Source organism: Jannaschia marina, assembly GCF_013404595.1.
GTDB classification, from domain to species: domain Bacteria; phylum Pseudomonadota; class Alphaproteobacteria; order Rhodobacterales; family Rhodobacteraceae; genus Jannaschia; species Jannaschia marina.
The window spans coordinates 36,927-63,409 of record NZ_JABVAX010000002.1 but is presented as its reverse complement, the minus strand read 5'-3'; the positions used below and the strand labels follow the sequence as shown (position 1 = coordinate 63,409).

Below are 26,483 nucleotides of genomic sequence, written 5' to 3'. Positions count from 1 at the left end.
CAAGATGACCCAGACAGCGACCTATCCCGACCTCGACGGGGCCTCCGTCTTCATCACCGGCGGCGGCTCGGGGATCGGAGCGAACCTGACCGAGGGCTTCCTGCGTCAGGGCGCGAAGGTGGCCTTCATCGGCCGCTCGGATGCCTCCGACTTCGTGGACCGGATGGCGGGCGAGACGGGCAATCGCCCACTCTTCATACAGGGTGACATCACCGACCTCGACAGCCTGCGCGGCGCGATCGACGCCGCGGCGGAGGCCCACGGGACGGTCACGCGGCTCATCAACAACGCCGCCAACGACAAGCGCCATGGCACACTGGACGTCGACGAGGACTTCTGGGACTGGTCGACCGCGATCAACCTCAAGGCCTATTTCTTCGCCTGCCAGCACGCGATACGGGGCATGAAGACGGCCGGCTCCGGTCACATCGTCAACTTCTCGTCCATCAGCTACATGATGGGAAACGCGGGCTATCCGATCTACACGACCTCCAATTCCGGCATCAACGGCATGACCCGCAGCCTCGCGCGGGAGTTCGGGCCCGACCGCATCCGCGTCAATGCGCTGGCCCCCGGCTGGGTTCTGACGCAAAAGCAGCTCGACCAATGGGCCGACCCCGAGAGCCTCGCCGCCCATCTCGACCGGGCCTGCCTGAAGGACCATCTCGCGCCCGAAGACATCGTGAACCCCACGCTCTTCCTGTCGTCCGAAGCCTCCCGCATGATGACGGGGCAGGCCATGGTCGTGGATGGCGGCGTCGTGGTAACAGGCTGACATGGCAGACTGGATCGCCGTCGACTGGGGCACCACCGCGCTCCGCATCACCCGCATGGAGGGGGGTCGCCCCCGCGAGACGCGCGAGAGCGATCGCGGCATGAACACCCTCGACCCGGATGCGTTCGAACCGACGCTGCTGGACCTCGCCGGCGACTGGATCGACGGGCCGACCGAGATCCTGGCCTGCGGCATGGTCGGCGCGCGGCAGGGCTGGGCCGAGGCCACCTATCGCACCGTGCCCTGCGCCGCCGTCGACGGTGACCTCACCCGCGTCGAGACCCGCGATCCGCGCCTGCGCGTCTCCATCGTGCCGGGCGTTCGCCAACTCGACCCGCATCCCGACGTGATGCGCGGCGAAGAAACCCAGATCGCCGGTATCGTCACCTCCCTCGACGATTTCGAGGGCGTCGCCTGCCTGCCCGGGACGCACACCAAATGGGCGCATCTCTCGGCGGGCGAGATCGTGAGCTTCCGCACCGTGATGACCGGAGAACTCTTCGCGACGATCACCGGCCAGAGCGTGCTGCGCCATTCCCTCGCCGGCGATGGCTGGGACGAGGCGGCCTTTCTCGACGCCGTCTCCGACACGCTGTCGCAGCCCGAACTCCTCACCGCGCGCATGTTCGAACTGCGCGCTGCCGACCTCCTGCACGGGCAGGAAGCCGCCACCGGCCGCGCCATTCTGTCCGGCCTCCTGATCGGGGCGGAACTCGCCGCCACGAAGCCTTGGTGGCTGGGGCGGGACGTCGTCATCACCGGCTCCGAAAAGACCACCCGCGCCTATGCCACCGCCCTGAGCGCGCAGGGCCTCGACCCGAAGCTGCTACCCGCCGACGAGATGACCTTCGCCGGCCTCAACGTCCTGAGAGATGCCTGAATGACCCGTCCCCTGATCGCCATCCTCCGCGGGATCACCCCGCCCGACGCCGTCGCCGCCTGCGGGGCCTACATCGAGGCCGGCATCTCCACCATCGAGGTGCCGCTCAACTCGCCAGAGCCGCTCACATCCATCGGATCCATGATCGAGGCCCACGGCGACGCCGCCGTCATCGGCGCGGGTACCGTGCTCTCGGTCGCGGAGGTGCAATCGGTCGCCGACGCGGGCGGGCGCATCATCGTGTCGCCCAATGCCGACGCGGACGTCATCCGCGCGACCCGCGACCTTGGCCTCGAAAGCTGGCCCGGGGTCTTCACCCCAACCGAAGCCTTCGCCGCTCTCAAAGCGGGGGCGACGGGGCTCAAGCTCTTCCCCGGCAACATGGCGGGCCCCGGTGGTCTCAAGGCCCTCCGTGCGATCCTGCCGGCCGGGACGCGCGTCTACGCCGTCGGCGGGGCCGGGCCGGAGAACTTCGCCGAATGGCTCGGCGCCGGGGCAGACGGCTTCGGCCTCGGTACGGCGGCCTATGTGCCGGGCCTGTCGATCGACGAGATCGCGCAGCGCGCCCGACGCATCGTCGCCGCCTATGACAAGGCCGCGGGGTCCGGGGTCACGGCATGACAACGGCCGGCGTCTACGACAGCCGGATCTGCGCCCTTGGCGAAGGTCCGCTCTGGCATCCCGAACGACAGCAGCTCTTCTGGTTCGACATCCTCGGCAACCGCCTTCTGTCACGGCAGGGCGATGCGCCCCTCGAATGGACCTTCGACGAGCATGTCAGCGCAGCGGGCTGGATCGACAACGACACCCTCATGGTCGCCGGAGACTCCGCGCTCTGGCGCTTCGACATCGAGAGCGGCGCGCGGGAGATCATCACCCCCCTTGAAGCCGACAACCCGCTGACCCGCTCCAACGACGGCCGCGCCGATCCTCTGGGTGGCTTCTGGATCGGGACGATGGGGCTCGATGGACAGGACGGCGCGGGCGCGATCTATCGCTACTTCCGCGGCGAGGTCCGACAGATCTATCGCGACATCACAATCCCGAACGCCATCTGCTTCTCGCCCGAGGGCGACACGGCCTATTTCGCCGACACCGCCCGGGGCGCGATCTGGAAGCAGCATATCGACCGCGCCGGCTGGCCTTCGGGCAAGCCCGAAGTCTTCGTCGACTTCTCGGGCGTGGGCCTCGCCCCCGACGGGGCGGTCTGCGATGCGCAGGGCAACCTCTGGGTCGCGCAATGGGGCGGGTGGCGCGTGGCCTGCCACGGCCCGGACGGCCGCTTCCGCATGGCGCTCGACTGCGGGGCCGCACAGACCACCTGCCCCGCGTTCGGCGGCCCGAAACTCGACCGGATGTTCGTGACCTCCGCGACGCAGGGGATTTCCGACACGGACGCCCCCCACCAGGCCGGTGCCGGGAGGACATGGGCGGCGGATATGCCGGTCAAGGGCGTGGCGGAGCGAAAGGTCGTGCTGTGAAGCGCACCATCGGGACATGCTACTACCCCGAGCACTGGCCCGAGACCCAATGGCCGGAGGACGCGCGCCGCATGGCCGACCTCGGCCTGACCTGGGTGCGGATCGGCGAGTTCGCCTGGTCCCGACTGGAGCCGCGGCCGGGAGACTACGACTGGTGCTGGCTCGACCGCGCGATCGACGTGCTGACGGGCGCGGGCCTCTCGGTGGTCCTCGGCACGCCCTCGGCCACGCCGCCGCGCTGGATGCTCGACCGCCATCCCGACATGCTGGCCCACGACGCCGAGGGCCGCCCCCGCGGCTTCGGCTCCCGCCGACATTACGACTTCGCCCACGCAGGCTACCGCGACGACGCCGCGCGTATGGCGGGCCTCATGGCCGAACGTTATGGCGACCGCGTGGCTGCCTGGCAGCCCGATAACGAATACGGCTGCCACGACACGGTCGTCAGCTATTCTCCCGTCGCCCGCGAGTCCTTCCGCGTCTGGCTGAAGGACCGCTACGGCGACATCGCCGCGCTGAATACGGCCTGGGGCAACATCTTCTGGTCGATGGACTACGATCATTTCGATCAGATCGACCTGCCGAACCTGACCGTGACCGAACCGAACCCGAGCCATGCCCTCGCCTTCCGCCGCTTCGCCTCGGACATGGTGGTGCAATGGAACGCCGCGCAGGTCGCCGCGATCCGCGCACATTCCGACGCGCCGATCAGCCACAACTACATGGGCCGCGTCACCGAGTTCGACCATTACGCCACCGGACGTCAAATGGAGATCGCCGCCTGGGACAGCTACCCCATGGGCTTCCTGCTCGACCGGGTGCCGGGTGGCGATCAGCAAGCCTATCTGCGGCAGGGCGACCCCGATTTCCAGGCGTTCCACCACGATCTCTACCGCGCCTGCGGGCGGGGCCGCTGGTGGGTGATGGAGCAGCAGCCCGGCCCCGTGAACTGGGCCCCGTGGAACCCCGCCCCGCTGCCCGGCATGGTGCGCCTCTGGTCGTGGGAGGCTTTCGCCCACGGGGCGGAGGCCGTCTGCTGGTTCCGCTGGCGGCAGTTTCCGCAGGCGCAGGAGCAACAACACGCGGGCCTCCTGCGCCCCGACTCCTCCGAGGCGCCGGGCTTCGCCGAGGCCGCGCAGGTGGCCGCCGAGCTGCGCGACGCGCCGGACGTCGTACCGGCGCAGGCCCCGGTCGCGCTCGTCTTCGACTATGCCTCCCAATGGGCCTGGGAGGTGCAGCCGCAGGGGCAGGGCTTCGACCATTTCGCGCTCTGCCTCGACCTCTACCGCGCGCTGCGGTCGCTGGGGCTGTCGGTCGATATCCTGCCGCCCGACACCGCGTCGCTGGAGGGCTATGCGCTGACGCTGGTGCCGGGGCTGCTGACGCTCTCCGCGCCGCTGCGCAAGGCGATCGACACCGCCGAGGGGATCGTGCTCACCGGCCCGCGAACGGACCTCAAGACGTCCGAACTCGGCTTCACGACGCCGATGGGCCCGAACCTGCCCGGTCTCGACGCGACCTCCGTGATGGAGGAAACCTTCCCGCCCGAGGCCCCGCGCGGCCTCGAAAAGGGGGGCGGCGTCGATCTCTGGCTGGAGCATCTGGAGACCGGGGCCGAAGTGCTGGAGCGCACGACCGAAGGCTCGCCCGTCCTTCTCCGCTCCGACCGCCGCTACCACCTCGCCGGCTGGCCGAACCGTGCCGCCGCGAAGCGCATCCTGCGCGACATCGCGGACGCCGCGGGGCTCGCCACGCTCGACCTGCCCGAGGGCCTGCGCATCCGCGACACCGGGACGGAACGCTTTGTCTTCAACTACGCCTCCCGCCCGATCGATTTCGACTGCCACACGCTCGAGCCCGCGGGCGTGCTACGGCTCAGCCGGCCATCCTGAGCCCGAGGTCCAGCATCCGGTTGGCGAAGCCCCATTCGTTGTCGTACCAGCCGAAGACCCGGATCAATCCACCGGCACCCACGCGGGTCTCGCCGCTCGCGTGGATATAGCTCTCGGGTCGGCCCCGTAGATCGGAACTGACGAGCGGTGCGTCCTCCACCCCGATCACCCCGCCTGCCCCCGCAAGTGCGGCGTTGACGTCGTCCGCGCTGGCGCGCCGGGCCGGGAGAAAGGACAGGTCGACCGCCGAGACACTGGCCACCGGCACGCGCACCGACTGACAAGGCACCCGCCCCGCCAGATGCGGCAGCACCGCATCGACGAGCCGGCCCGCGCTCGTCGTGGTCGGCACCATCGACAGCGCCGCCGCCCGGCTGCGCGCGAGCGGGCCGCCGAGCGCCATGTCCACCGTCGGCTGGCTACCGGTGTAGCAATGGATCGTCGTCATCGACCCGCTCTCGACGCCAAAGGCCGCGTCGAGCACGGCGAGGAGCGGCGCGACGGCGTTGGTCGTGCAACTTGCATTCGAGACGATGCGATGCGCGGGCGATAGCTCGCCCTCGTTGGCCCCGATCACGATGGTCGCATCCGCCACCGCCGAAGGACCGGACATCAGCACCTTGCCCGCACCCGCCAGCAGGCCCCGCTCGACCTCGGGGCGCGTCTCTGCGCGCCCGGTGCACTCCATCACGAGGTCCACGCCTCCGAGCGACAGGGTCCGCAGATCCGGCGTGCGGTGGAAGGAAATAGCCTGCCCGTCGATGACGAGCGCGTCTTCCGTCGTCTCCACCCGTCCCGCCCAGGGTCCGAACACGCTGTCGTACTTGAAGAGATAGGCGCAGGTCTCGAGTTGCGCGATATCGTTGATGCCGACGATCTCGACGCCCGCGCCCGCGCCAAGAAGATGCGCCCGCAGGATCGAGCGCCCGATCCGTCCGAACCCGTTGATGAAGGTCTTCATGGCCCCTGTCTGGGGCCCGCGTGGCGGGGATGTCAAAGAGACAAATGTCTCAATACACCTCCCACTCGTCCTCGGCGCGGATCTCACCGATGGCCGTCCAGTCGGCGCGGACGCGGGCGACGCGGGTGTCGCCCCAGGTGCGGAAGACGAGGTCGAAACCGGTCACCGTGACGTTGCCGTGGCTGAGATCCGCCCGCTGGTTCGAGCCCTCGTCCATGTCGAACATCGCCAGCCCCGTCAGGATCGCCGGAACGGTCTTGAACGGCTCCTCGAATTCCACACGCACGCGCGCCTCTCGCGGGCCGGAGCCCGTCCACATCTGTCCGCCGTCCTCGAAGTCCGAGAACATCACGCGGCTGCCCTGCTGGATGCCGATGACATGGTTGGACAATCTGCGCATGGGGCCTGGCCCTTGGGGAAACAACAACCTTCGGCCGGAGCCTGCGGCAATCTACGTCAAAAAATCGTTAAAATGCAAAGGCCCCGCCGAATCCGACGGGGCCTTCGAGAACACGTTACCGACAAATCGGCGGTCCGACCGACCTCAGAGGTTGGCCTGGTTCGAGTTCAAGCCGATGTGGTCGCCCACGGCAACCATGTCGGCCAAGAGCTTCGTCGCCGCGTCCACGGCATCCGACGGCGCGTTGTCGCGTGCGGTGCGCGCCTCGGACACCCAGTCGTCGAAGACCTCCTGCGTGACATCGGCCACCGGAAGCGCGCGCTCGGCCAGCACGGTGACGCCCGCGCCGATCTCGGCGAAGCCGCCGGTCACGGCGTAGCTTTCCTCGCCGCCCGACGTCTCGACCGTCAGGACGCCGGGGCGCAGGCTGGTGATGGTCGGCGCATGGTCGGCCATCGCGGTCATGTCCCCGTCCGCGCCGGGGATGCGCACGGCCGTGGCGTCCTCGGTGGACGCCAGCCGCCGCTCGGGTGAGACGAGTTCGAACTGCATGGCTTACGCAGCCTCCGCGGCCATGCGCTCGGCCTTGGCCTTCACCTCGTCGATGCCGCCGACCATGTAGAAGGCCCCCTCGGGCAGGTGATCATATTCACCCGCGACCACGGCCTTGAACGACGAGATCGTGTCCTCGAGCGGCACCTGGACGCCGTCCGAGCCGGTAAAGACCTTGGCGACGTCGAAGGGCTGCGACAGGAAGCGCTGGATCTTGCGGGCGCGCGCGACGGTCAGCTTGTCCTCTTCCGAAAGCTCGTCCATCCCGAGGATCGCGATGATGTCCTGCAGCGACTTGTAGCGCTGGAGGATGCCCTGCACGTCACGCGCGACCTGGTAGTGCTCCTCGCCCAGGATCTGCGGATCCATCAGGCGCGAGGTGGAGTCGAGCGGGTCCACGGCCGGGTAGATGCCGAGCTCCGAGATGGCGCGGTTGAGAACCGTCGTCGCGTCGAGGTGGGCGAAGGTCGTCGCCGGGGCCGGGTCGGTCAGGTCGTCGGCGGGCACGTAGACAGCCTGGATCGAGGTGATCGAGCCGTTCTTCGTGGAAGTGATCCGCTCCTGCATGTCGCCCATGTCGGTGGCCAGCGTCGGCTGGTAGCCCACGGCCGACGGGATACGGCCCAGAAGCGCCGACATCTCGGAGCCGGCCTGCGTGAAGCGGAAGATGTTGTCGACGAAGAACAGCACGTCGGCACCGGTCGCGTCGCGGAACTGCTCGGCCATGGTCAGGCCGGTCAGCGCGATACGGGCACGGGCACCCGGCGGCTCGTTCATCTGGCCGAAGACCAGCGCGATCTTGGAGTCGGGGAGGTTGTCGGGGGTCAGAACGCCCGACTCGATCATCTCGTGGTAGAGGTCGTTGCCCTCGCGCGTGCGCTCGCCCACGCCGGCGAAGACCGACAGACCCGAGTGCACCTTGGCGATGTTGTTGATGAGTTCCTGGATGAGAACCGTCTTGCCGACGCCCGCACCGCCGAAGAGGCCGATCTTGCCGCCCTTCGAGTAGGGAGCCAGCAGGTCGATGACCTTGATGCCCGTCACCAGGACCTCGGCCTCGGTCGCCTGATCGGCGAAGTCGGGCGCGGGCTGGTGGATGGCGCGGGTCTCCTCGGCCTCGACCGGGCCCTTCTCGTCGATGGGCTCACCCGTGACGTTCAGGATGCGGCCGAGCGTGGCGGTGCCCACGGGCACCATGATCGCGGCCCCGGTGTCGGTCACGTCCTGGCCGCGCACGAGGCCCTCGGTCGCGTCCATCGCGATGGTGCGGACCGTGTTCTCGCCGAGGTGCTGCGCCACTTCGAGGACGAGGCGCTTGCCGTCGTTCTCGCATTCCAGCGCGTTGAGAATCTCGGGCAGGGCGTCGGTGAACTGAACGTCCACGACGGCGCCGATGACCTGGGTGATTTTGCCGACTGCGTTTGCCATGTCGTCTCTCCGTTTCGTCAGAGCGCCTCAGCGCCCGAAATGATTTCGATCAGCTCGTTGGTGATGACGGCCTGACGCGATCGGTTGTACTGGATCGTCAGCTGCTCGATCATCTCGCCCGCGTTGCGCGTCGCGTTGTCCATCGCCGACATCCGCGCGCCCTGCTCGGACGCCCCGTTCTCCAGCAGCGCCGCGAAGATCTGCGTCGCCACGCCACGCGGCAGCAGGTCGGCCAGGATGGCCTCCTCGCTGGGCTCGTAATCGTAGAGCGTCGAGGCTTCCGCGCCTTCCCCGTCCTCGAACGACGCGGGAATGATCTGCTGGGCCGTCGGGACTTGGCTGATGACCGACTGGAACTGTGCGTAGAAGATCGTCGCGACGTCGAACTCGCCGTCGTCGAAGCGCTTGAGCACGTCCGCGGCAATGCCGGCGGCGTCGGAATAGCCGATCCGCTTGACCTCCGAGAGGTCGACATGGCCGACGTTGTAGTCGGCGTAGCCGCGCTTGAGGCTCTCCCGGCCCTTCTTGCCCACCGTCAGGATCTTGACGGTCTTGCCCTCGGCCAGAAGCTTGTCGGCATGGCTCTTGGCAAGCTTGGCGATGTTGGCGTTGAAGCCACCGCAAAGCCCGCGCTCGGCGGTCATCACGACGAGCAGGTGCACCTTGTCCGCCCCCGTCCCCGAGAGGAGCTTCGGCGCGGTATCGCTGTCGCCGACCGACGCGGCCAGCCCACCCAGAACGGCATTGAACCGCTCCGTGTAGGGCCGGGCCGCCTCGGCCGCATCCTGGGCACGGCGGAGCTTGGCCGCCGCGACCATCTGCATGGCCTTGGTGATCTTGCGCGTGGATTTCACGCTCTCGATCCGGTTCTTGAGGTCCTTCAGCGAAGGCATGGCTCTGCCCCCTTACCCGAAGTTCGCGGCGAAACCGTCGATGGCCGCACTGACCTTCTCGGCCAGCTCGTCCTTCACCTTGCGATCATTGTTGGTGATGTCGTCCAGCAGGTCCTGATGCTTGGAGCGCAGGTGGTTGAGAAGCCCCTGCTCCCAGCGGCCCACGTCCTTGACGGCGACCTTGTCGAGGTAGCCGTTCGTGCCCGCGTAGATGACGCAGACGATCTCCGCGTTGGTGAGCGGCGAGTACTGCGGCTGCTTCATCAGCTCGGTGAGGCGCGCGCCCCGGTTCAGGAGTTGCTGCGTCGAGGCGTCGAGGTCCGAGCCGAACTGCGCGAAGGCCGCCATCTCGCGATACTGCGCGAGCGAGAGCTTCACGGGGCCCGCGACCGAGGACATCGCCTTCGTCTGCGCCGAGGAACCCACGCGCGACACCGACAGACCGGTGTTCACGGCCGGGCGGATGCCCTGATAGAAGAGTTCCGTCTCGAGGAAGATCTGACCGTCGGTGATCGAGATCACGTTCGTCGGGATGAACGCCGACACGTCGCCGCCCTGCGTCTCGATGATCGGCAGCGCCGTCAGCGAGCCGGCTCCGTTCTCCTCGTTGAGCTTCGCCGACCGCTCCAGCAGACGGGAGTGGAGATAGAAGACATCGCCCGGATAGGCTTCGCGGCCCGGCGGACGGCGCAGCAGGAGCGACATCTGGCGGTAGGCCACGGCCTGCTTGGAGAGGTCATCGTAGATGATGAGCGCGTGGCGGCCGTTGTCGCGGAAGTACTCGGCCATGGCGGTCGCTGCGTAGGGCGCCAGGAACTGCATGGGGGCCGGGTCGGAGGCGGTCGCGGCGACGACGGTGGAATACTCGATCGCGCCCGACTCTTCGAGGCGCTTCACCAGCTGCGCCACGGTCGAGCGCTTCTGACCGACGGCAACATAGATGCAGTAGAGCTTCTTCGATTCGTCGTCACCGGCAGCCTTGTTGTAGGAGGCCTGGTTCAGGATCGCGTCGAGCGCCACGGCGGTCTTGCCGGTCTGGCGGTCACCGATGATGAGCTCGCGCTGCCCGCGGCCGATCGGGATCATGGCGTCCACGGCCTTGAGGCCGGTGGCCATCGGCTCGTGCACCGACTTGCGCGGGATGATGCCCGGGGCCTTCACGTCGGCGACGCGGCGTTCGGAGGCGTTGATCGGCCCCTTGCCGTCCAGCGGGTTGCCGAGACCGTCGACGACGCGGCCCAGCAGTTCGTCACCGGCGGGCACGTCCACGATGGAGTTCGTGCGCTTGACGGTGTCGCCTTCCTTGATGTCCCGGTCCGAGCCGAAGATCACGCAGCCGACGTTGTCGCTCTCGAGGTTCAGGGCCATGCCCTGAATGCCGCCGGGAAATTCGACCATCTCGCCGGCCTGGACGTTGTCGAGACCGTAGACGCGGGCGATACCGTCACCGACGGACAGCACGCGGCCGACCTCGGCGACTTCGGCATCCTGTCCGAAATTCTTGATCTGATCTTTGAGGATCGCGGAGATTTCCGCAGCCTGGATCGCCATTACCGGACCTCTTTCATCGTATTCTGAAGTGCATTGAGCTTCGCGCGGACCGACGTGTCGATCATCTGCGAGCCGATCTTGACCACGAGACCGCCGATCAGGTGGTCGTCGATGGTGACATCTAGGTTCACGTCCTTGCCGGTCGAGGCCTTGAGCGCCTTCGCCAGCTTGTCGGACTGCGTCTTGGTAAGGGCCTTGGCAGCGCGCACCTCGGCGGTGACCTCGCCCGCGTCCTCGGCCAGCATCTCCTGCAGCGCGCGCACCATCTGCGGCGCAACGAAGAGACGGCGTTTCGAGGCCATCAGCTTCAACGTGTTCGCCAGCACGTCGCCCAGACCCATCTTGGCAGCGACGGCTCCGATCGCGTTGCCTTGCTCCTCGCGGCTAAGGATCGGCGACGTCATCACGTCGCGCAGGTCGGGCGAGCCCTTGATCGCTTCGTCGAGCGCGGCGACGTCCGCCGCCAGGGTCTTGAGATCGCCGCTCTCGCGGCAGAGGTCGAAGACGGCCTGCGCATAGCGCGCGGCAATCCCCGTCGAAATCGAAGCTGGTTCGGACACGTCCACCCTTTCGACAGTCTGCGGGGCCCGCGCGACACGCGTTGCGCGACCCCCAGAAGACCCGCACCCATAAGGGCCGGATCACGAAATCGCGCCCCCTCTAGCAGAGGGGTCCGCACCCTGCAACAGCGCCCGAACGCCGCATAGCCGGCGCTTTCGCGCGGGCCATCGGGCCGGCAGCCAACGCCCGTGCCGCCGTCCTTGCGCGACGATTCGTGCGGAGCACGCGAGCCGCGCCGGGTGACGCGGCCCGCGACCGCGTAAACTACGGTTTCCCTTACTCGCGCGGCGGATCGTGCGCGGCCTATATCCTCTTCATCGAAACGCACCGACCGAAGCGGAGGCAAGGGTCCATGACCGATCTCATCGCGCATCTGCCCGACACCTACGAGGGCAACCTCGGCCTCCTCGGCGCGATCCTCTACATGGCGTCCTACACGCTCCTCGCGGGGCGACGGCTCTCGGGGGACTCGGTGCCCTATTTCCTCCTCAACCTGGCGGCGGCCACGCTCGTCCTGATCTCGCTCAACACCTCGTTCAACTTCGCCTCCCTGATGATCCAGGCGTTCTGGATCCTGGTGAGCGTGCTGAGCATCGCCGTCCGGTTGCGCCGCAGCCGGCCCTCCCACCGGCTGCGGCCCCTGCGCTAGAGCCGCCGCGCGAAGGTCACGCGGTCGATGCCCGGACCGTAGTAGCCCGGCACCTGCCCGACCTGCGCATAGCCCTCCGCTGCATAGAGGGCCCGCGCCGCGGCCTGCTCCGATCCCGAGGCGGTGTCGATCAGAAGAAGGCGAGCCTGCACCTCCGCCAGCCGCGCCTCGACGGCGCGCAACATCGCCCGACCGAGCCCCCCGCGCTGCCGGTCCCGCGCGACGGCCAGGAATTGCAGGTTCCACGCATTGTCCGACAGCGGCTGCGGCACGACCGCCGCGGCAGCCGCACCATCTTCCGACAGGAGCCAGAAGCGCGGATCGTCGGACGCGTCGGGCGACCAGCCGTCGAAGGTCTCGGCGAGGAAAGGCACCTCTTCGGGCGCGAAAAGCCCGCTCGTCTCGGCGACGGACAGGATGGCGTCGCGGTCGTCGGGCCGCGCGGTTCGGATCGGGATCATCGGATGGTCTTCCGGTCAAACGTCAGAAGGCCGGCCCGGGGGAGGCCGGTGCGGCGGCAGGGCCGAATACCGAAAACACGTTCTCCGTGCCTCTACGGCCTGCGGCGGTCAACCCCCGCTTCGGCCCGCGGCGACGGGCTCCGGCACGCCCTCGAGCACGCGCAACGGCTCACGCACGCGGGAGGCGAGGCCGGTGCGCGGCCGCGCCGGCACCTGTTTCGACACTTCCAGCAGGATCACGCCGCCCCCACCCGACCGCGAGAGCCGCTGGCCCAGTCGCTCGACCCAATTGCCGACGCGCAGCCAGAACTTGTTCTCGCTCGGAGGGGCGAAGAGGGCCGCGGCATGGCGTTCGGGGATGAGCCCGGCGCGCTTCACCTGCGCCTCGAGCTGACCCAGCGAATAGGGCCGGCCGAAACCGAAGGGCGTCCGGTCGCGCCGCGCCCAGAGGCCCGAGCGGTTCGGCACGATGAAGACGGCCCGTCCGCCGGGCCCCAGCACGCGGCAGCACTCCTCGAGCACCGCCGTCGGGTTCTCCGACGTCTCCAGCCCGTGAAGCAAGACGAGCTTGTCGACCGCCCCCGTCTCGAGCGGCCAGAGGGTCTCCTCCACGAGGGTCGAGACATTGGCCTGCCCCGCGGGCCAGCGCATCACGCCCTGCGGCCCGGGCATCAGCCCGATCACCCGCCGCGCCTGCGGCAGGTAGGGCCGCAGGAGCGGCACCGCGAAGCCGAAGCCCGCGACCGTCTGCCCCTTCGCCTCGGGCCAGAGCGCGACGAGGCGGTCGCGCACCGCCTTCTGCGCCGCCCGGCCGAGCCGGGTGCGATAGTAGAACTGTCGCAGGTCGAGCACGTCGAGATGCATGGATTTCGCGTTGCCCCTTCTTTCGTTCCTGCCATGCTTACCCGCGAAACGGAGGAATACCATGACCGCGATCGCAGAAACCCTCGTCGTCGTCCCCATGCTGCGGGACCGCTTCCCCGACCTGCTCGACAACTATGGCTACCTGTTCCGCGCGGGCGACCGCGTCGTCTCCGTCGACGCCGCCCGCGCCGCGCCCCTGCTGGAGGCGGCCGAGGCGCAGGGCTGGACGATCACCGACATCCTCCTGACGCATCACCACCCCGACCACGTCGACGGCGTTGCCGGGATCGTCGAGGCAACGGGCGCGCAGGTCTGGGGGGCGGCCGCAGACGCGCATCGCCTGCCGGCGCTCGACCATGCCCTCGCCCCCGGCGACAGCATCGAGATCGGCGGCGCGACGGCGCGGGTCTGGGACGTGTCCGGGCACACCATCGGTCACATCGCCTTCCTCTTCGACGGCATCGCCTTCACCGGCGACAGCCTGATGGTCGGCGGCTGCGGCCGGCTCTTCGAGGGGACGCCCGCGCAGATGCACGCGAGCCTCGCGCAATTCGCGGATCTGTCCGACGGGACGCTCATCGCATCCGGGCACGAGTACACGCAGACGAACCTCGCCTTCGCGCTCTCCCTTGAACCGGACAATCCCGCGCTTATTTCTCGAAAGACAGAGGTCGATGCGATGCGGGCCGGGGGCCGTCCCACCGTTCCGTCGCCGCTCGGTCTCGAACGTGACACCAACCCCTTCCTGCGCGCCCACGACCCCGCGCTGAAGGCCGCCACCGACACAACCGGTGCCCCCGACGTTGACACCTTCGCGGCCGCGCGCCGTGCAAAGGATGCCTTCTGATGCGTCGCTATGGCCCAATTCGCGGGCGTTGCCCGGTCACCACGCGGTCACGGAACGGCGACGAAGGGCGAAAAAGGCTTGAAGCGGAGCCTCCGACAACCAAAACTTAAAGAAACAGCGGTCATACTCCCGTGGTCGCATACAGGCAGGAGAGCGATATGCCCTCATTCTCGAATACCCTTGAGCAAGCCATCCACGCAGCCCTGGCTCAGGCCAACGCCCGCCGTCACGAACTGGCCACGCTGGAGCATCTGCTCCTCGTCCTCATCGACGAACCCGACGCCGCACGCGTGATGCAGGCCTGCGGCGTCGACCTCGGCGAATTGAAGAAGTCGGTCGAGGAATTCATCGAGGACGACCTCTCCACCCTCGTCACCGACGTCGAGGGGTCCGAGGCCGTGCCGACCGCCGCCTTCCAGCGCGTCATCCAGCGTGCGGCCATCCACGTCCAGTCGTCGGGCCGGACGGAGGTGACGGGTGCCAACGTCCTCGTCGCCATCTTTGCCGAGCGGGAGTCGAACGCCGCCTACTTCCTGCAGGAGCAGGACATGACCCGCTACGACGCGGTCAACTTCATCGCCCACGGCGTCGCCAAGGACCCGGAGTTCGGCGAGCACCGCCCCGTGCAGGGCCCCGACGACGAGAGCGAGAGCTTCGGCGAGACCGAGCAGTCCGGCCCGAACCCGTCGGAGAACCGCGAGAGCGCGCTCGCGAAATACACCGTCGATCTCAACAAGAAGTCCGAGAAGGGCGATGTCGACCCCCTGATCGGCCGAGCCCACGAGGTCGAACGCTGCATTCAGGTGCTCTGCCGCCGTCGCAAGAACAACCCGCTCCTCGTGGGTGATCCGGGCGTCGGCAAGACCGCGATCGCGGAAGGTCTCGCGCGCAAGATCGTGCAGGGCGAAGTGCCCGCCGTGCTCTCGGGGGCCACAATCTACTCGCTCGACATGGGCGCACTCCTTGCCGGCACCCGCTACCGCGGTGACTTCGAGGAGCGGCTGAAGGCCGTCGTCACCGAGCTCGAGGATCACCCCGACGCGGTGCTCTTCATCGATGAGATCCACACCGTCATCGGCGCGGGTGCCACCTCGGGCGGCGCGATGGATGCGTCGAACCTGCTGAAACCCGCGCTCGCGGGCGGCAAGCTGCGCACCATGGGCTCCACGACCTACAAGGAGTTCCGTCAGCACTTCGAGAAGGATCGCGCGCTCAGCCGCCGGTTCCAGAAGATCGACGTGAACGAGCCGACGGTCGAGGACACGGTCAAGATCCTGAAGGGGCTCAAGTCCTACTTCGAGGATCACCACTCGATCAAATACACCGCCGACGCGATCAAGTCCGCGGTGGAGCTTTCGGCCCGCTACATCAACGACCGCAAGCTGCCCGACAAGGCGATCGACGTGATCGACGAGGCGGGCGCGGCCCAGGCGCTCGTGGCCGAGAGCAAGCGGCGCAAGACCATCGGCATCAAGGAGATCGAGGACGTCGTCGCCAAGATCGCGCGCATCCCCCCGAAGAACGTGTCGAAGGACGATGCCGAGGTGCTGCGTGACCTCGAGGGCTCGCTCAAGCGCGTGGTCTTCGGGCAGGACCCGGCGATCGAGGCGCTGTCGTCCGCGATCAAGCTGGCCCGCGCCGGCCTGCGCGAACCCGAAAAGCCCATCGGCAACTACCTCTTTGCGGGCCCCACCGGCGTCGGCAAGACGGAGGTGGCCAAGCAGCTGGCCGATACGCTCGGCGTCGAAATGCTGCGCTTCGACATGTCGGAATACATGGAAAAGCACGCCGTCTCGCGCCTGATCGGCGCGCCTCCGGGCTATGTCGGCTTCGATCAGGGCGGCATGCTCACCGACGGCGTGGACCAGCATCCGCACTGCGTTCTCCTCCTCGACGAGATCGAGAAGGCGCATCCGGACGTGTTCAACATCCTTCTGCAGGTGATGGATCACGGCAAGCTGACTGATCACAACGGCCGGACGGTCGACTTCCGCAACGTGGTGCTCATCATGACGTCGAACGCCGGGGCCTCCGACGCCGCGCGGGAGCCGCTGGGCTTTGGCCGGACAAAGCGCGAAGGCGAGGATACCGCCGCCATCGAGCGCACGTTCACGCCCGAGTTCCGCAACCGTCTCGACGCGATCATCAGCTTCGGGGCCCTGCCAAAGGACACGATCCTTCAGGTCGTTGAGAAGTTCGTCCTGCAGCTCGAGGCACAGCTCCTCGACCGCAACGTCTCGATCGAACTGACCAAGGCGGCCGCCGAATGGATCGCCGACAAGGGCTACGACGACAAGATGGGCGCGCGCCCGCTCGGCCGCGTTATCCAGGAGCACATCAAGAAACCCCTCGCCGAGGAACTCCTCTTCGGCAAGCTCGCCAAGGGCGGCCTGGTGAAGGTGGGCGTGAAGGACGGCAAGCTCGACCTGCGCATTACCGAGCCGGGCCCGGGGAAGATCTCCAACAAGAAGCCCCCGCTCCTGACGGCGGACTGACGACATGGCAAGGCCCCCGACCGGGGGCCTTGTTCGTTTCTGCCTCCCGATGACGATCCGCCTCGCCCTCCTCCTCCTCGCCGCCGGCCCCGCCGCCGCACAGGACTTGCAGCTGCGCCTGCCGCTCGACTGCACGCTGGGCGAGACCTGCTTCATTCAGCAATACGTCGATGTCGATCCGGGCCCCGGCGCGCGCGACCACCGGGGCGGCCCGCTCTCCTACGACGGGCATCAGGGCACCGACTTCCGCGTCGCCGACCGCGAAGCGATGGAGGCCGGCGTCCCGGTCCTCGCCCCAGCGGCAGGCCGCATCCGCGGCGTGCGCGACGGCGTGCCCGACGGCACCTCGCCCACGAGGCAGGATTGCGGCAACGGCGTCGCCATCGACCACGGCAAGGGCTGGGAAACACAGCTCTGTCATTTCGCCAACGGCAGCCTGCGGGTCGCCACCGGTGACACGGTCCGCGCAGGCGATCCGCTGGGCGAGATCGGCCTGACGGGACGGACCGAGTTTCCCCATGTCCACATGACCGTCCGCCGCGACGGTACGGTCGTTGATCCTTTCCCCGCCGGTCTTTGGGCCGATCCACCCGCCTACGAACCCGGCGGTTTCCTCGCCGCGGGCTTCGCCGACGCGGTGCCCGATTACGAGGCGATCAAGGCAGGAACGGCCGACGCGCGGACACTGCCCGTCACCGCGCCGGCGCTCGTGATCTGGGTCTCGCTGTTCGGGGGCCGCGCGGGCGATATCATCGACCTGCGGATCACCGGCCCGGCAGGGCAGGAGGTCTTCGCCAGCGAAGTCGCGCTCGACCGCACGCAGGCCCAGCTCTTTCGTGCGGCGGGGCGCAGGCTCAGCGCGGCGCGATGGCGCGGCGGAGACTACACGGGCACGGCCCGCCTGATGCGCGACGGCGTGGAAATCGACCGGATCGAGACGGTGGTTCCGCTGAAGTGAGGCGCTATTCCTCCTCCGGCACCTCGACCTCGCCGCCGGCTTCGACCCATTCGGCCATCCCGCCGCGCAGGTGCGCCACCTCGAAGCCCATGTCGGTCAGCGTGGCCGTCGCGAGCGCCGAGCGCCAGCCCGACGCGCAATGCAGCACGTAGGGACCGGGCCCGGCGAAGACCTCCCGGTGGTAGGGCGAGGTCGGATCCCACCAGAACTCCAGCATACCGCGGGGCGCATGGACCGAGCCCGGGATCTTGCCCTTCGCCCGCTCCCGAACATCGCGGATGTCCACGATCACGGCCTCCGGCGTCGCCTTCAGGCGCGCGGCGTCCCATTCCTCGATCCGCGCGCGGGCCGCGGCGACCATCTCTTCGGCTGTCTTCATGGCGCGATCTTGACCCCGTCGCTCGGCCGGCGCAACCCTGCCGCGATTTGACCGGAAACACCCCATGACCGACATCGCCCGCCACCATACGACCCCTCGCATGAGCCAGATCGTCACCCACGGCGAGACGATCTATCTCGCCGGACAGGTCGGCGACGGCGAGACCGTCGCCGCGCAGACGCAATCCTGCCTCGACAAGGTCGATGCCCTCCTGGCGGAGGCCGGCTCCGACAGATCGCGCCTTCTGCAGGCGACGATCTGGCTCGCCGACATGGACGATTTCGCCGAGATGAACGCCGTCTGGGATGCCTGGGTGCCCGCCGGTCAGGCCCCCGCCCGCGCCTGTGGCGAAGCGCGCCTCGCCCGCGATACTCTGCGGGTCGAGGTGATCGTGGTCGCAGCCGCCTGAACGGGCACGGAAAAGGCCGCGCCCCGGAAAGGACGCGGCCCCAAAAGTCCGGACGCGGCAATCAGTTGATCGAACTGCCGAGATCCTGCTTTTCGGCCTCCGATTTCGCCGCCTTCGCCGTCCGATCGAGCGCGGCCCGCGCCTTGCCCTCGACGGTATCGACAGCGGCCTCGCCGGTCGGCACCTCTCGCTTCACCTCATGGAATGCCTCGGTCGCGGTCGCACGGGCCTCGGCCATCGCCGCGTCGGCCACCGCACGCAGCTTCGCCGCCTCGGCCAGATAGATACGCTCGGCTTCGGCGACCGCACGATCGCGCGTCTCGCCGAGATAGGCATCTTCCGTCCGTGTCCGCGGCAGGAGCGCACCGGCCAGTGCGCCGACACCGAAGGCGACCAGCACTCCGATGAGCGGCTGACTGTCATAAGCCTCCCGGCCCGCGTGACCATAGTCCCGGGCGCGCGCCTCAAGGCGGCGTTCGGCGGCAATCGCGGCCTCGCGCGCGGCGATCACGCGCTCTCGTGCAGCTTCGGTCATCATTTCGGTTCCCTCCATCAGGCGGTCGCGCAGGCTCTGCTCGCCGCGCGAAGTTTCGGTCTTCGGCCGACGCGGTGGCATTGCGCCTGCGTGGACGGCCGGGTCGAAGTCGTCTTGCTCGAGCCGCGCCAGGCGCGCCTCGAAACTTTCGGATGGCTCCTCCGTTCGCAGCCCGTCGACTTGCTCGTAATCGCGGTCATCGTAGCCCACCGCAGCAGTCCGGGGCGCGGGCGCATGGACCCGCTTCGCCGGGCCGGCGATCAACCAGGCAAGGCCGGCTCCGGTCAGGGCGAGTGCCAGCGGATTTTCCCGTGCCTTGCGCATCGCGTTATCGGCCAGTTCGCTGCCGTTTTCGCGTGCGAAGCTGCTGACCTGATCCATCATCGCTTCCGGCGAAAGCTGTCGTTGCAACGCATCGAGCGAGCGCGCCAGCGCGGCACGTTCCGCTTCGATGTCACGTTCGATATCGTCCGGGGACTGATCCTTCGTCATCAGAATGTCTCCTTCACCATATCCGCATCGCGACGAACGTTCTTGGCCATCCGGCTGGGTGCGAGGCTCGTGAGCTTGAGATCCCGCACTCCCTTGGCGACCATGGCTGCGGCGACCATGGCCATCACGCCGCCGACGGCCAGCGCCGCCCAACCGGGCGAAAGGCCGAGTTCCGCGATCCCGGCGACGAGTGCGCCGGCCAGCACGTTGAGCGCGACGAGCGCGACGACTAGGGCACCGACCAGAAGACCAATGGCGACACCGGCGCGGTTGATGTTTTCGGACATCTCGGCCCGCGCCAGATCGAATTCCTTGCGGATCAGGGCCGTGATATGGGCCAGAACGTCGCCCATCAGCCCTGCAGGCCCTTTCGGGGGGGTCGACTGATCGTTCATGCCGGACCGCCCCGGCTCGAAGCCTTCAGAAGACGTGCCGCCGCGAACCCGAGGAGGGCCGCACCGCCCAGCACGACCGCCGGGTTGCGCCGCGCGAAGTCGCTCGCATCATGCGCGATGCTGTCGAGATCCTGCGCGCGGATCCGGTCGGCGGCGTGCATCAGGTTGTCGGCCAGGTAATCCGCCGCCTGCGCCTGATAGCTGTCCGCTCCGAATTGCCGGCCCGCATCCCGGATGTTGCCCGCCGTCTCGTCGATCCGGGCCGTCGCATCCAGCTTTGCGCGCTCGGTACGCGTCTCTGCCGCGGCCTTCGCTTCGCGCGCCAGGCGGCCCGCTTCGGCCTTCGCCGTCTCGCCGAGGCTTTCCGCGCGGTCTTTCGCGGCGGCTCCGGTCTCTTCCGCGGCTGCGCGGGCCTCCGCGACCGGGTCGTCCTTCGGGGGCATGGACGTCGCGCCGCTGGACTGGGGCGCAACCTTACCGTTCGTCATCTGTGCCGACATGTCGAAACTCCTGTGTTGAGAATGGGTGGAAGCGCGCTCCCCTGCGTCAGGCGACGAAGTTCACGACGGCCAGAGCCACGACGACGACACCGATGATGTAGAAAATGCTGTGCATGGGATGTCCTTTCGGATTGGGAGGCATCGCGCAGAAGGCGATTGCTCACGTTTGAGTTCGCCGGTCCAACGCTACAGTCGGCGGGATGTTCCGTCGCAGGTCCGGCCCTTGCCTGCTTCCGATTGAGAACATAATGTGAACGACATGGCGAAGATGACGCTTCAGGAGAAACTTGCGCTGCTGTCGGATGCGGCGAAATACGATGCGAGTTGCGCCTCGTCCGGGACGACGAAACGCGGCTCGCGCGATGGCAAGGGGCTGGGCTCGACCACCGGCTCCGGCATCTGCCACGCCTATGCGCCCGACGGCCGCTGCATCTCGCTGCTGAAGATCCTGATGACCAATTATTGCGTCTACGACTGCGCCTATTGCGTGAACCGCGTGTCGTCCAACGTACCCCGCGCGCGCTTCACGGTGGAGGAGGTCGTCTGGCTTACCACCGAATTCTACCGCCGCAACTACATCGAGGGATTGTTCCTGTCGTCCGGTATCGTGAAGTCCTCGGACTACACGATGGAGGAGATGGTGCGCATCGCCGAAAAGCTGCGGGAAAGCGGCTTCCGCGGCTACATCCACCTCAAGACCATCCCCGAGGCCAGCGCCGGATTGATCGAACGCGCGGGCCTCGCCGCCGACCGACTCTCGATCAACGTGGAGCTGCCGACAGACGCCAGCGTCAAGACATACGCCCCCGAGAAAGACCCGGTCGGCATCCGCGGGGCCATGGGCAAGGTGCGGCTGACCAAGGAGGATTATTCCGAGCGCTCCTACACCGGGCGCAGGCGCGGCAAGTTCGCGCCCGCGGGCCAGTCCACCCAGATGATCGTCGGGGCCGACCCGTCGGACGACGCCACGATCCTCGGCAATGCGAACCGCCTCTACGGGGCCTACGGGCTGAAGCGCGTCTACTACTCCGCCTTCTCGCCCATTCCCGACGCCAGCGCGGTGCTGCCGTTGGTCGATCCGCCCCTGATGCGCGAACACCGGCTCTATCAGGCGGATTGGCTCCTGCGGTTCTACGACTTCGGCCTCGACGAGATCGTCACGCGGGATGCGGGCGGCATGCTCGACCTCGACGTCGACCCCAAGCTCGCCTGGGCCCTCGCCCACCGCGACCGTTTCCCCGTCGACGTCAACCGCGCCGACAAGGAGACGCTGCTGCGCGTGCCCGGCTTCGGCACCAAGATCGTGCAGCGCATCCTTTCGGCCCGTCGCAACGGCGCGCTCACGCTCGAAGATATCCGCCGCATGGGCGGCCGCGTGAAACAGGCGTCGTCCTTCGTCGTCGCGCGCGGCCATACGCCGGGTCAGATGCTCGACGCCGCCGACCTGCGCGCTCGCTTCGTGAAGCCCAGGCAGATGGAACTCTTCTAGCGTGTACGCCCCGCGCCTGCCCCGCATCGGCACCTACGCCGCCTGGCGCGAGACGGCGCGACGGCTGGCGCGTGCCGAAATCCCGACGGCAGCCGTCGATTGGGGACTGGAGGGCGGCGACGCCTCCATGTTCGACGCCCCGCTGCCCGTCAACCGCGGCGACCTGCGCGTCCCCAAGAGCTTCGCCGACCTCAGCCGCAGCCTGATCCCCGAGCGTTCGGGCCGGGGCCTGACCCTCGCCTATGCCCTGCTCGTGCGGTTGCAGGACACGCCGAAACTCCTGTCGAACCGCGCCGATCCGCAGGTGGCCGAAGCCCGCGACATCGCCAAGGCGATCCACCGCGACCTGCACAAGATGCACGCCTTCGTCCGCTTCCGCGAAGTTCCCGACACTGAGGGCAAACGCCGCTTCACCGCCTGGTTCGAGCCGACCCACCGCATAGAGGAGCCTGTCGCCGATTTCTTCGTCAACCGGTTCGGCGACATGGACTGGACGATCGTGACCCCCGAGGTGACCATCCGCTACCACGGCCGCACCCTCACGCTGGAGGCCGTCGACAGCCTGCGCCCCGAGGCGAGCGACCCGCTGGAGCAGCTCTGGACGACCTACTACAGCAACATCTTCAACCCCGCCCGACTGAAGCCCGACGCCATGCGCGCCGAAATGCCCAAGAAATACTGGCGGAACATGCCCGAGACCGCGGCGATTCCCGCCCTCATCGCAAATGCCCGCACCCGCATGACCGCGATGCAGGAAGCCGGGGCGACCGCTCCCGCGCCGAACACCGCCCGGCGCAAGGAGAAGAACGCGAACCGCCCGATGCCAGGGCTCTTCGCTCCGGCACATCTGTCGGATCTCGGACGCGACCTTGCGGCCTGCACCCGCTGTCCGCTCCACGGCCCGGCCACGCAGGCCGTGCCGGGCGAGGGACCGGCGGACGCGGCCCTGATGATCGTGGGGGAGCAGCCCGGCGATCAGGAGGATGTCGCCGGCCGTCCCTTCGTCGGCCCCGCCGGCCAGATGTTCGACCGGCTGGCCGCCGAGGCGAAACTCGACCGCAGCGCGGCTTACGTCACCAATGCCGTGAAACACTTCAAATTCACCCAGCGCGGCAAACGCCGCCTCCATCAGCGCCCCGACGCGGGCGAGATCAGCGCCTGCCGCTGGTGGCTCGACCGGGAGCTGGCGAGCGTCGATCCCGAGCTCGTCGTCGCCATGGGGGCCACCGCGCTCCACGCCCTGACCGGCGACGGGCGCGGCCTCCTCAAGCGCCGCGGCGGGCTGGAGCAGACACGGGACGGCCGCCCGCTCCTCGTGACGCTTCACCCCAGCTATCTGCTGCGACTCCCCGACCCCGAGAGCCGCGATCGGGCCATGGCTGACGTCCGGTCCGATTTGTCCCGCATATCGGAACTGCTCGATAATTAGGCAATTCGGCGGGATAATGCTGCACCTGCGAAAAGTCTCGGCCAATTCCCGCAAACTCAGCACAGCAGGCCGTCCAGAGACGGAACTCTGCCCTCCGCCTGTGGTTGAATAGGCATATGCCTCATTTTTCCCCACCGAACAGGATGTCTATCATGGCCGCCCTTCCCACCGTCGTCTTCCCCGTAGCCGGCATGGGAACGCGGATGCTTCCCGCGACCAAAGCGACACCGAAGGAGCTTCTGCCGGTCTATGACACCCCATTGCTGCAATTCGCCGTCGACGAGGCGCTCGCGGCCGGCGCGCGGCGGCTCGTCTTCGTGTCCCACCCAGAGAAGTCGGCCATCGAGGAATATCTCCGGCCAGCCCCGCGCCTCGAAAAGGGGCTCGCGGAAAAGGGCAAGGATGACCTCCTCGAAGCGGTGCGCAACGCGTCCGTGCCCGGCGACGTCGATGTGGTCTTCGTCATGCAGCACGAGCCCCTTGGCCTCGGCCACGCGGTCCTACAGGCCGCCGATCACCTTCTCGAAGGACCGGTCGGCGTCATCCTCCCCGACGATCTCATGCTCGGGCCGCCCTGCCTTGCCGAAATGGCCGATGCGTTCGTCCCCGGCGACATGCGCAGTCTCATCGCCGCGCAGGAGGTGCCGCGCGACCGCGTCTCGAGCTACGGCATCTTCGATTGCACGCCGGGAGAAGCCGCCGCGACGCCCGCGCGCGGTCTGGTCGAGAAACCAGATCCGGACGATGCGCCGTCCCGTCTGGCAGCGGTCGGGCGCTACGTGCTCGACCCGAGCGTCTTCGACACATTGCGCGACACCGAACCCGGGACGGGCGGCGAGATACAGCTGACCGATGCGATCGCATCGACCGGCGCGATCCATGCCTTCCGCTTTTCGGGCACGCGCTTCGACTGTGGCAATCCCGACGGCATCGTGGATGCCACCCTCGCGGTCCAGCAGATGCGCAACGCCCCCGCCCTCAACGTCGCGGCGGAGTGAGAGAGGGCGGAGCAGACACATGGAATATTATCAGATGACCGGTTTCATGGGGCAGCCCGATCCCTGCGCCCCCCTCACCGATCCGTTTCCCAATCCGAAGCGGGCCAGCCTCTTTCTCGATTTCGACGGCACACTCGTCGATATCGCCGATCGCCCGGACGGCATCGCCATTCCCGATCGCGTGCCGAGCCTGCTGGACCGCGCGATGGAACGGCTCGACGGGCGCGTCGCACTCGTCTCGGGCCGCTCGGTCGAGGCACTCGAGAACTTCCTGCCGGGGTTCGAGGGGACGCTGATCGGCACCCATGGTGCGGAGATGCGGCAGGGCGGCGAGCACGTGACGCTGTCGGACTACGATACCGACACCGTCCGCCGCCTAACGCGCCTCGTGAACGACTTCGCCCGCCTGCGCCCCGAATTTCTGGTGGAGCCCAAGCCCTCCGGCGTGGTGCTCCACTTCCGGCAGGCCGAAGCGCAATCGGCCCTGGCACTGCGCTTCATGGAGAGCCTCGCCATGGCGGCCGACGGGTTCCGCCTCCAACCCGCCCTCATGGCCTACGAGATCAAGCCCGAGGATGTCGGCAAGGACATCGCCCTGGCCCGGCTCCTCGAAGATCAGGCCTTCGACGGCACGACGCCGATCTTCGCGGGCGACGACCTGACCGACGAGCCGGCGCTGCAACTCGTGCTCGACCGCGGCGGCACGGCCGTCAAGATCGGTCAGGCCGAAACCGTGGCCCCCGTTCGCCTGCCCAAACCCGCCGACCTTCTCGATCGTCTGGAGGAGTGGCTTGCTTGACGTGACCATGCGCCCCGAGCCCGAAGAGGATGGCCGCCTGATCGTGGTGTCGAACCGCATCCCGAGGGGCAACGTCCCTGCGGGCGGCCTCGTGTTCGCACTGCACGAGGCACTCACCGGTGCGGGCGGGCTCTGGATCGGCGCGGCCGAACCGACCGAGCAGGCACTCGACGGGCTGACCCCCATCGACGACGGGGCGGCCGGCGGAGCCTACGAGAAGGCGACCTTCGCACTCACCGACCGGGAGCATCGGGGCTATTACCTCGGCTACGCCAACTCCGTTCTCTGGCCGCTCTTCCACCATCGGCCCGACCTTCTGGAGATCACCGAGGGCGATTTCGAGGCCTATGCCGCCGTCAACCGGCGCGTGGCCCGCGCCATCGCCGCGATCGCCAAGCCCGAAGACCTGATCTGGATCCACGACTATCATTTCCTCATGGTCGCGCAGGAATTGCGCAATCTCGGCGTAACCGCCCGGATCGGTCTGTTCCTGCATATCCCGTTCCCGAACCCGAACGACGTGATGGCGCTGCCGCAGGTGGCCGCGCTCTCTCCCTGGCTCGCGGCCCACGACATCGTCGGGCTCCAGACCCGCCGCGACGTGGCCGCCGCGACCGAGACGTTGCGCCACGATCCCAAGGTCCAGATCCTTCCGAACGGCAGCCTGGCCCGCGGCGGCCGGCAGTTCCGCGTCCTGAGCTTCCCGATCGGCATCGACGCCGAAGGATTCGCCGCCACCGCCCGCGCGTCGACCCCGCCGGAGCTGCAACTGGCCGATGGAGCCCCGCTGCTGATCGGTGTCGACCGGCTCGACTATTCCAAGGGACTTGTCCATCGCTTCAAGTCCTTCGGCGAGTATCTCTCGCGCCGCGCCCCCGGCGACGCCCGCGCCACTTTCCTCCAGATCGCGCCCATCTCGCGCGAGGACGTCTCGGCCTATCAGGACATCCGCGAGGAACTGGAGCAGGCCGCGGGCTCCATCAACGGAGCCCACGCTGACCTCGACTGGACGCCGATCCGCTACGTCCGCCGCCACATCGACCGCGACGTGATCGCGGGGCTCTACCGCCGCGCGCAGGTGGCCCTCGTGACGCCGCTTGCCGATGGTATGAACCTCGTCGCCAAGGAATACGTCGCCGCGCAGGATCCGGACGATCCGGGCGTCCTCGTCCTGTCGCATTTCGCCGGGGCGGCCGAGCAGATGGACGCCGCGCTCCTCGTCAACCCGTTCGACCACGGCAGTTTCGCCGATGCGATCGAGACCGCTCTCACCATGCCGCGCGCCGACCGCGTCGCCCGTCACGCCGAGCTGATGCAGGGCGTGTTCGAGGAAGACATCGCTTGGTGGACGCGCGTGTTCCTGTCGCGCCTGCGCATGGTCACGCCGCTGCCGCAGACGACCTACTGAGC

Annotated in this window: 28 protein-coding genes; 15 read left to right on the top strand and 13 right to left on the bottom strand. The window is 68.1% G+C overall.

The genetic code is table 11. The annotated features are described in order from the left end of the window. Positions 1 to 4: 4 nt before the first annotated feature. Genes HSX43_RS03995 through HSX43_RS03975 form a run of 5 tightly spaced genes read left to right on the top strand, consistent with a single transcriptional unit; the run spans position 5 to position 5,028 of the window. Entirely contained in the window at positions 5 to 775 is a 771-nt protein-coding gene (locus HSX43_RS03995) for an SDR family NAD(P)-dependent oxidoreductase (RefSeq protein WP_179378815.1), read from the top strand. Position 776: 1 nt separating this feature from the next. Continuing rightward, positions 777 to 1,655: a 2-dehydro-3-deoxygalactonokinase gene (locus HSX43_RS03990; RefSeq protein ID WP_179378814.1), complete on the top strand. Its 879-nt coding sequence runs from the start codon at positions 777 to 779 to the stop codon at positions 1,653 to 1,655. After that, positions 1,656 to 2,276, top strand: a complete 621-nt coding sequence (locus tag HSX43_RS03985) for a 2-dehydro-3-deoxy-6-phosphogalactonate aldolase (RefSeq protein WP_179378813.1) — start codon at positions 1,656 to 1,658, stop codon at positions 2,274 to 2,276. After that, a complete protein-coding gene (locus HSX43_RS03980) occupies positions 2,273 to 3,136 on the top strand; it encodes an SMP-30/gluconolactonase/LRE family protein (protein WP_179378812.1) in 864 nt (287 codons plus the stop codon). The genes HSX43_RS03985 and HSX43_RS03980 overlap by 4 nt, the downstream gene beginning before the upstream one ends. Then, positions 3,133 to 5,028: a beta-galactosidase gene (locus tag HSX43_RS03975; protein ID WP_179378811.1), complete on the top strand. Its 1,896-nt coding sequence runs from the start codon at positions 3,133 to 3,135 to the stop codon at positions 5,026 to 5,028. The genes HSX43_RS03980 and HSX43_RS03975 overlap by 4 nt, the downstream gene beginning before the upstream one ends. Here HSX43_RS03975 and HSX43_RS03970 read toward each other — a convergent pair. The 7 genes from HSX43_RS03970 to HSX43_RS03940 all read right to left on the bottom strand — a co-directional run bounded on the left by HSX43_RS03970 (position 5,012) and on the right by HSX43_RS03940 (position 11,373). Then, positions 5,012 to 5,989, bottom strand: coding sequence for a type I glyceraldehyde-3-phosphate dehydrogenase (locus HSX43_RS03970; RefSeq protein WP_179378810.1), 978 nt, complete (start codon positions 5,987 to 5,989; stop codon positions 5,012 to 5,014). The two genes, HSX43_RS03975 and HSX43_RS03970, sit on opposite strands and share 17 nt — an antisense overlap. A 49-nt stretch (positions 5,990 to 6,038) precedes the next feature. After that, positions 6,039 to 6,389: an H-type lectin domain-containing protein gene (locus HSX43_RS03965; protein ID WP_179378809.1), complete on the bottom strand. Its 351-nt coding sequence runs from the start codon at positions 6,387 to 6,389 to the stop codon at positions 6,039 to 6,041. Between the two features lie 144 nt (positions 6,390 to 6,533). Continuing rightward, on the bottom strand, positions 6,534 to 6,941 hold the full coding sequence (locus HSX43_RS03960; protein WP_179378808.1) for a F0F1 ATP synthase subunit epsilon: 408 nt from the start codon (positions 6,939 to 6,941) through the stop codon (positions 6,534 to 6,536). Between the two features lie 3 nt (positions 6,942 to 6,944). After that, on the bottom strand, positions 6,945 to 8,369 hold the full coding sequence (gene atpD, locus HSX43_RS03955) for a F0F1 ATP synthase subunit beta (protein ID WP_179378807.1): 1,425 nt from the start codon (positions 8,367 to 8,369) through the stop codon (positions 6,945 to 6,947). 17 nt (positions 8,370 to 8,386) lie between these two features. Next, positions 8,387 to 9,262 (bottom strand): F0F1 ATP synthase subunit gamma, encoded by an 876-nt coding sequence (locus HSX43_RS03950; protein ID WP_179378806.1) that lies wholly within the window; start codon positions 9,260 to 9,262, stop codon positions 8,387 to 8,389. Between the two features lie 12 nt (positions 9,263 to 9,274). Then, complete coding sequence (atpA, locus tag HSX43_RS03945; RefSeq protein ID WP_179378805.1) at positions 9,275 to 10,813, bottom strand: F0F1 ATP synthase subunit alpha; 1,539 nt, start codon at positions 10,811 to 10,813, stop codon at positions 9,275 to 9,277. Beyond that, on the bottom strand, positions 10,813 to 11,373 hold the full coding sequence (locus HSX43_RS03940) for a F0F1 ATP synthase subunit delta (protein WP_179378804.1): 561 nt from the start codon (positions 11,371 to 11,373) through the stop codon (positions 10,813 to 10,815). Before HSX43_RS03940 ends, atpA begins: the two co-directional genes overlap by 1 nt. 353 nt (positions 11,374 to 11,726) lie before the next feature. Here HSX43_RS03940 and HSX43_RS03935 point away from each other — a divergent pair, with 353 nt between their 5' ends. Then, positions 11,727 to 12,023, top strand: coding sequence for a CBU_0592 family membrane protein (locus HSX43_RS03935; RefSeq protein WP_179378803.1), 297 nt, complete (start codon positions 11,727 to 11,729; stop codon positions 12,021 to 12,023). On the opposite strand, the gene HSX43_RS03930 is transcribed toward HSX43_RS03935, so the two are convergent. Both HSX43_RS03930 and HSX43_RS03925 read right to left on the bottom strand, forming a co-directional pair. After that, the gene (locus HSX43_RS03930) at positions 12,020 to 12,484 is read right to left on the bottom strand and encodes a GNAT family N-acetyltransferase (RefSeq protein ID WP_179378802.1); all 465 of its coding nucleotides are present in this window, start codon (positions 12,482 to 12,484) and stop codon (positions 12,020 to 12,022) included. The two genes, HSX43_RS03935 and HSX43_RS03930, sit on opposite strands and share 4 nt — an antisense overlap. Before the next feature lie 108 nt (positions 12,485 to 12,592). Then, the gene (locus HSX43_RS03925) at positions 12,593 to 13,348 is read right to left on the bottom strand and encodes a class I SAM-dependent methyltransferase (RefSeq protein WP_179378801.1); all 756 of its coding nucleotides are present in this window, start codon (positions 13,346 to 13,348) and stop codon (positions 12,593 to 12,595) included. Positions 13,349 to 13,409: 61 nt separating this feature from the next. Here HSX43_RS03925 and gloB point away from each other — a divergent pair, with 61 nt between their 5' ends. The 3 genes from gloB to HSX43_RS03910 all read left to right on the top strand — a co-directional run bounded on the left by gloB (position 13,410) and on the right by HSX43_RS03910 (position 17,648). Further along, complete coding sequence (gene gloB, locus HSX43_RS03920) at positions 13,410 to 14,195, top strand: hydroxyacylglutathione hydrolase (protein WP_235962494.1); 786 nt, start codon at positions 13,410 to 13,412, stop codon at positions 14,193 to 14,195. Between the two features lie 158 nt (positions 14,196 to 14,353). Further along, positions 14,354 to 16,690: an ATP-dependent Clp protease ATP-binding subunit ClpA gene (clpA, locus tag HSX43_RS03915; RefSeq protein ID WP_179378800.1), complete on the top strand. Its 2,337-nt coding sequence runs from the start codon at positions 14,354 to 14,356 to the stop codon at positions 16,688 to 16,690. Between the two features lie 49 nt (positions 16,691 to 16,739). Next, positions 16,740 to 17,648: a M23 family metallopeptidase gene (locus tag HSX43_RS03910; RefSeq protein WP_179378799.1), complete on the top strand. Its 909-nt coding sequence runs from the start codon at positions 16,740 to 16,742 to the stop codon at positions 17,646 to 17,648. A gap of 4 nt (positions 17,649 to 17,652) precedes the next feature. Here HSX43_RS03910 and HSX43_RS03905 read toward each other — a convergent pair whose 3' ends face one another. Next, entirely contained in the window at positions 17,653 to 18,027 is a 375-nt protein-coding gene (locus HSX43_RS03905; protein WP_179378798.1) for a rhodanese-like domain-containing protein, read from the bottom strand. A 64-nt stretch (positions 18,028 to 18,091) separates the two neighbouring features. Between HSX43_RS03905 and HSX43_RS03900 the strand changes: the two genes are divergently transcribed. After that, the gene (locus tag HSX43_RS03900; protein WP_179378797.1) at positions 18,092 to 18,436 is read left to right on the top strand and encodes a RidA family protein; all 345 of its coding nucleotides are present in this window, start codon (positions 18,092 to 18,094) and stop codon (positions 18,434 to 18,436) included. A 61-nt stretch (positions 18,437 to 18,497) separates the two neighbouring features. Here HSX43_RS03900 and HSX43_RS03895 read toward each other — a convergent pair whose 3' ends face one another. The 3 genes from HSX43_RS03895 to HSX43_RS03885 are packed head-to-tail and all read right to left on the bottom strand — an operon-like array spanning position 18,498 to position 20,358. Then, positions 18,498 to 19,463 (bottom strand): DUF3618 domain-containing protein, encoded by a 966-nt coding sequence (locus HSX43_RS03895; protein ID WP_179378796.1) that lies wholly within the window; start codon positions 19,461 to 19,463, stop codon positions 18,498 to 18,500. Then, positions 19,463 to 19,816, bottom strand: a complete 354-nt coding sequence (locus HSX43_RS03890) for a phage holin family protein (RefSeq protein WP_179378795.1) — start codon at positions 19,814 to 19,816, stop codon at positions 19,463 to 19,465. Before HSX43_RS03890 ends, HSX43_RS03895 begins: the two co-directional genes overlap by 1 nt. 38 nt (positions 19,817 to 19,854) lie before the next feature. Continuing rightward, entirely contained in the window at positions 19,855 to 20,358 is a 504-nt protein-coding gene (locus HSX43_RS03885; protein WP_179378794.1) for a hypothetical protein, read from the bottom strand. Between the two features lie 259 nt (positions 20,359 to 20,617). On the opposite strand from HSX43_RS03885, the gene HSX43_RS03880 reads away from it, so the two are divergent. The 5 genes from HSX43_RS03880 to HSX43_RS03860 all read left to right on the top strand — a co-directional run bounded on the left by HSX43_RS03880 (position 20,618) and on the right by HSX43_RS03860 (position 26,481). Further along, complete coding sequence (locus HSX43_RS03880; RefSeq protein WP_179378793.1) at positions 20,618 to 21,847, top strand: putative DNA modification/repair radical SAM protein; 1,230 nt, start codon at positions 20,618 to 20,620, stop codon at positions 21,845 to 21,847. 1 nt (position 21,848) lies between these two features. Further along, positions 21,849 to 23,276 (top strand): UdgX family uracil-DNA binding protein, encoded by a 1,428-nt coding sequence (locus tag HSX43_RS03875; RefSeq protein WP_179378792.1) that lies wholly within the window; start codon positions 21,849 to 21,851, stop codon positions 23,274 to 23,276. A 152-nt stretch (positions 23,277 to 23,428) separates the two neighbouring features. Further along, on the top strand, positions 23,429 to 24,274 hold the full coding sequence (locus HSX43_RS03870) for a UTP--glucose-1-phosphate uridylyltransferase (protein WP_208454482.1): 846 nt from the start codon (positions 23,429 to 23,431) through the stop codon (positions 24,272 to 24,274). Between the two features lie 19 nt (positions 24,275 to 24,293). Continuing rightward, entirely contained in the window at positions 24,294 to 25,073 is a 780-nt protein-coding gene (gene otsB / locus HSX43_RS03865) for a trehalose-phosphatase (RefSeq protein ID WP_179378790.1), read from the top strand. 1 nt (position 25,074) lies between these two features. Then, positions 25,075 to 26,481, top strand: coding sequence for an alpha,alpha-trehalose-phosphate synthase (UDP-forming) (locus HSX43_RS03860; protein WP_328795120.1), 1,407 nt, complete (start codon positions 25,075 to 25,077; stop codon positions 26,479 to 26,481). Positions 26,482 to 26,483 lie beyond the last annotated feature (2 nt).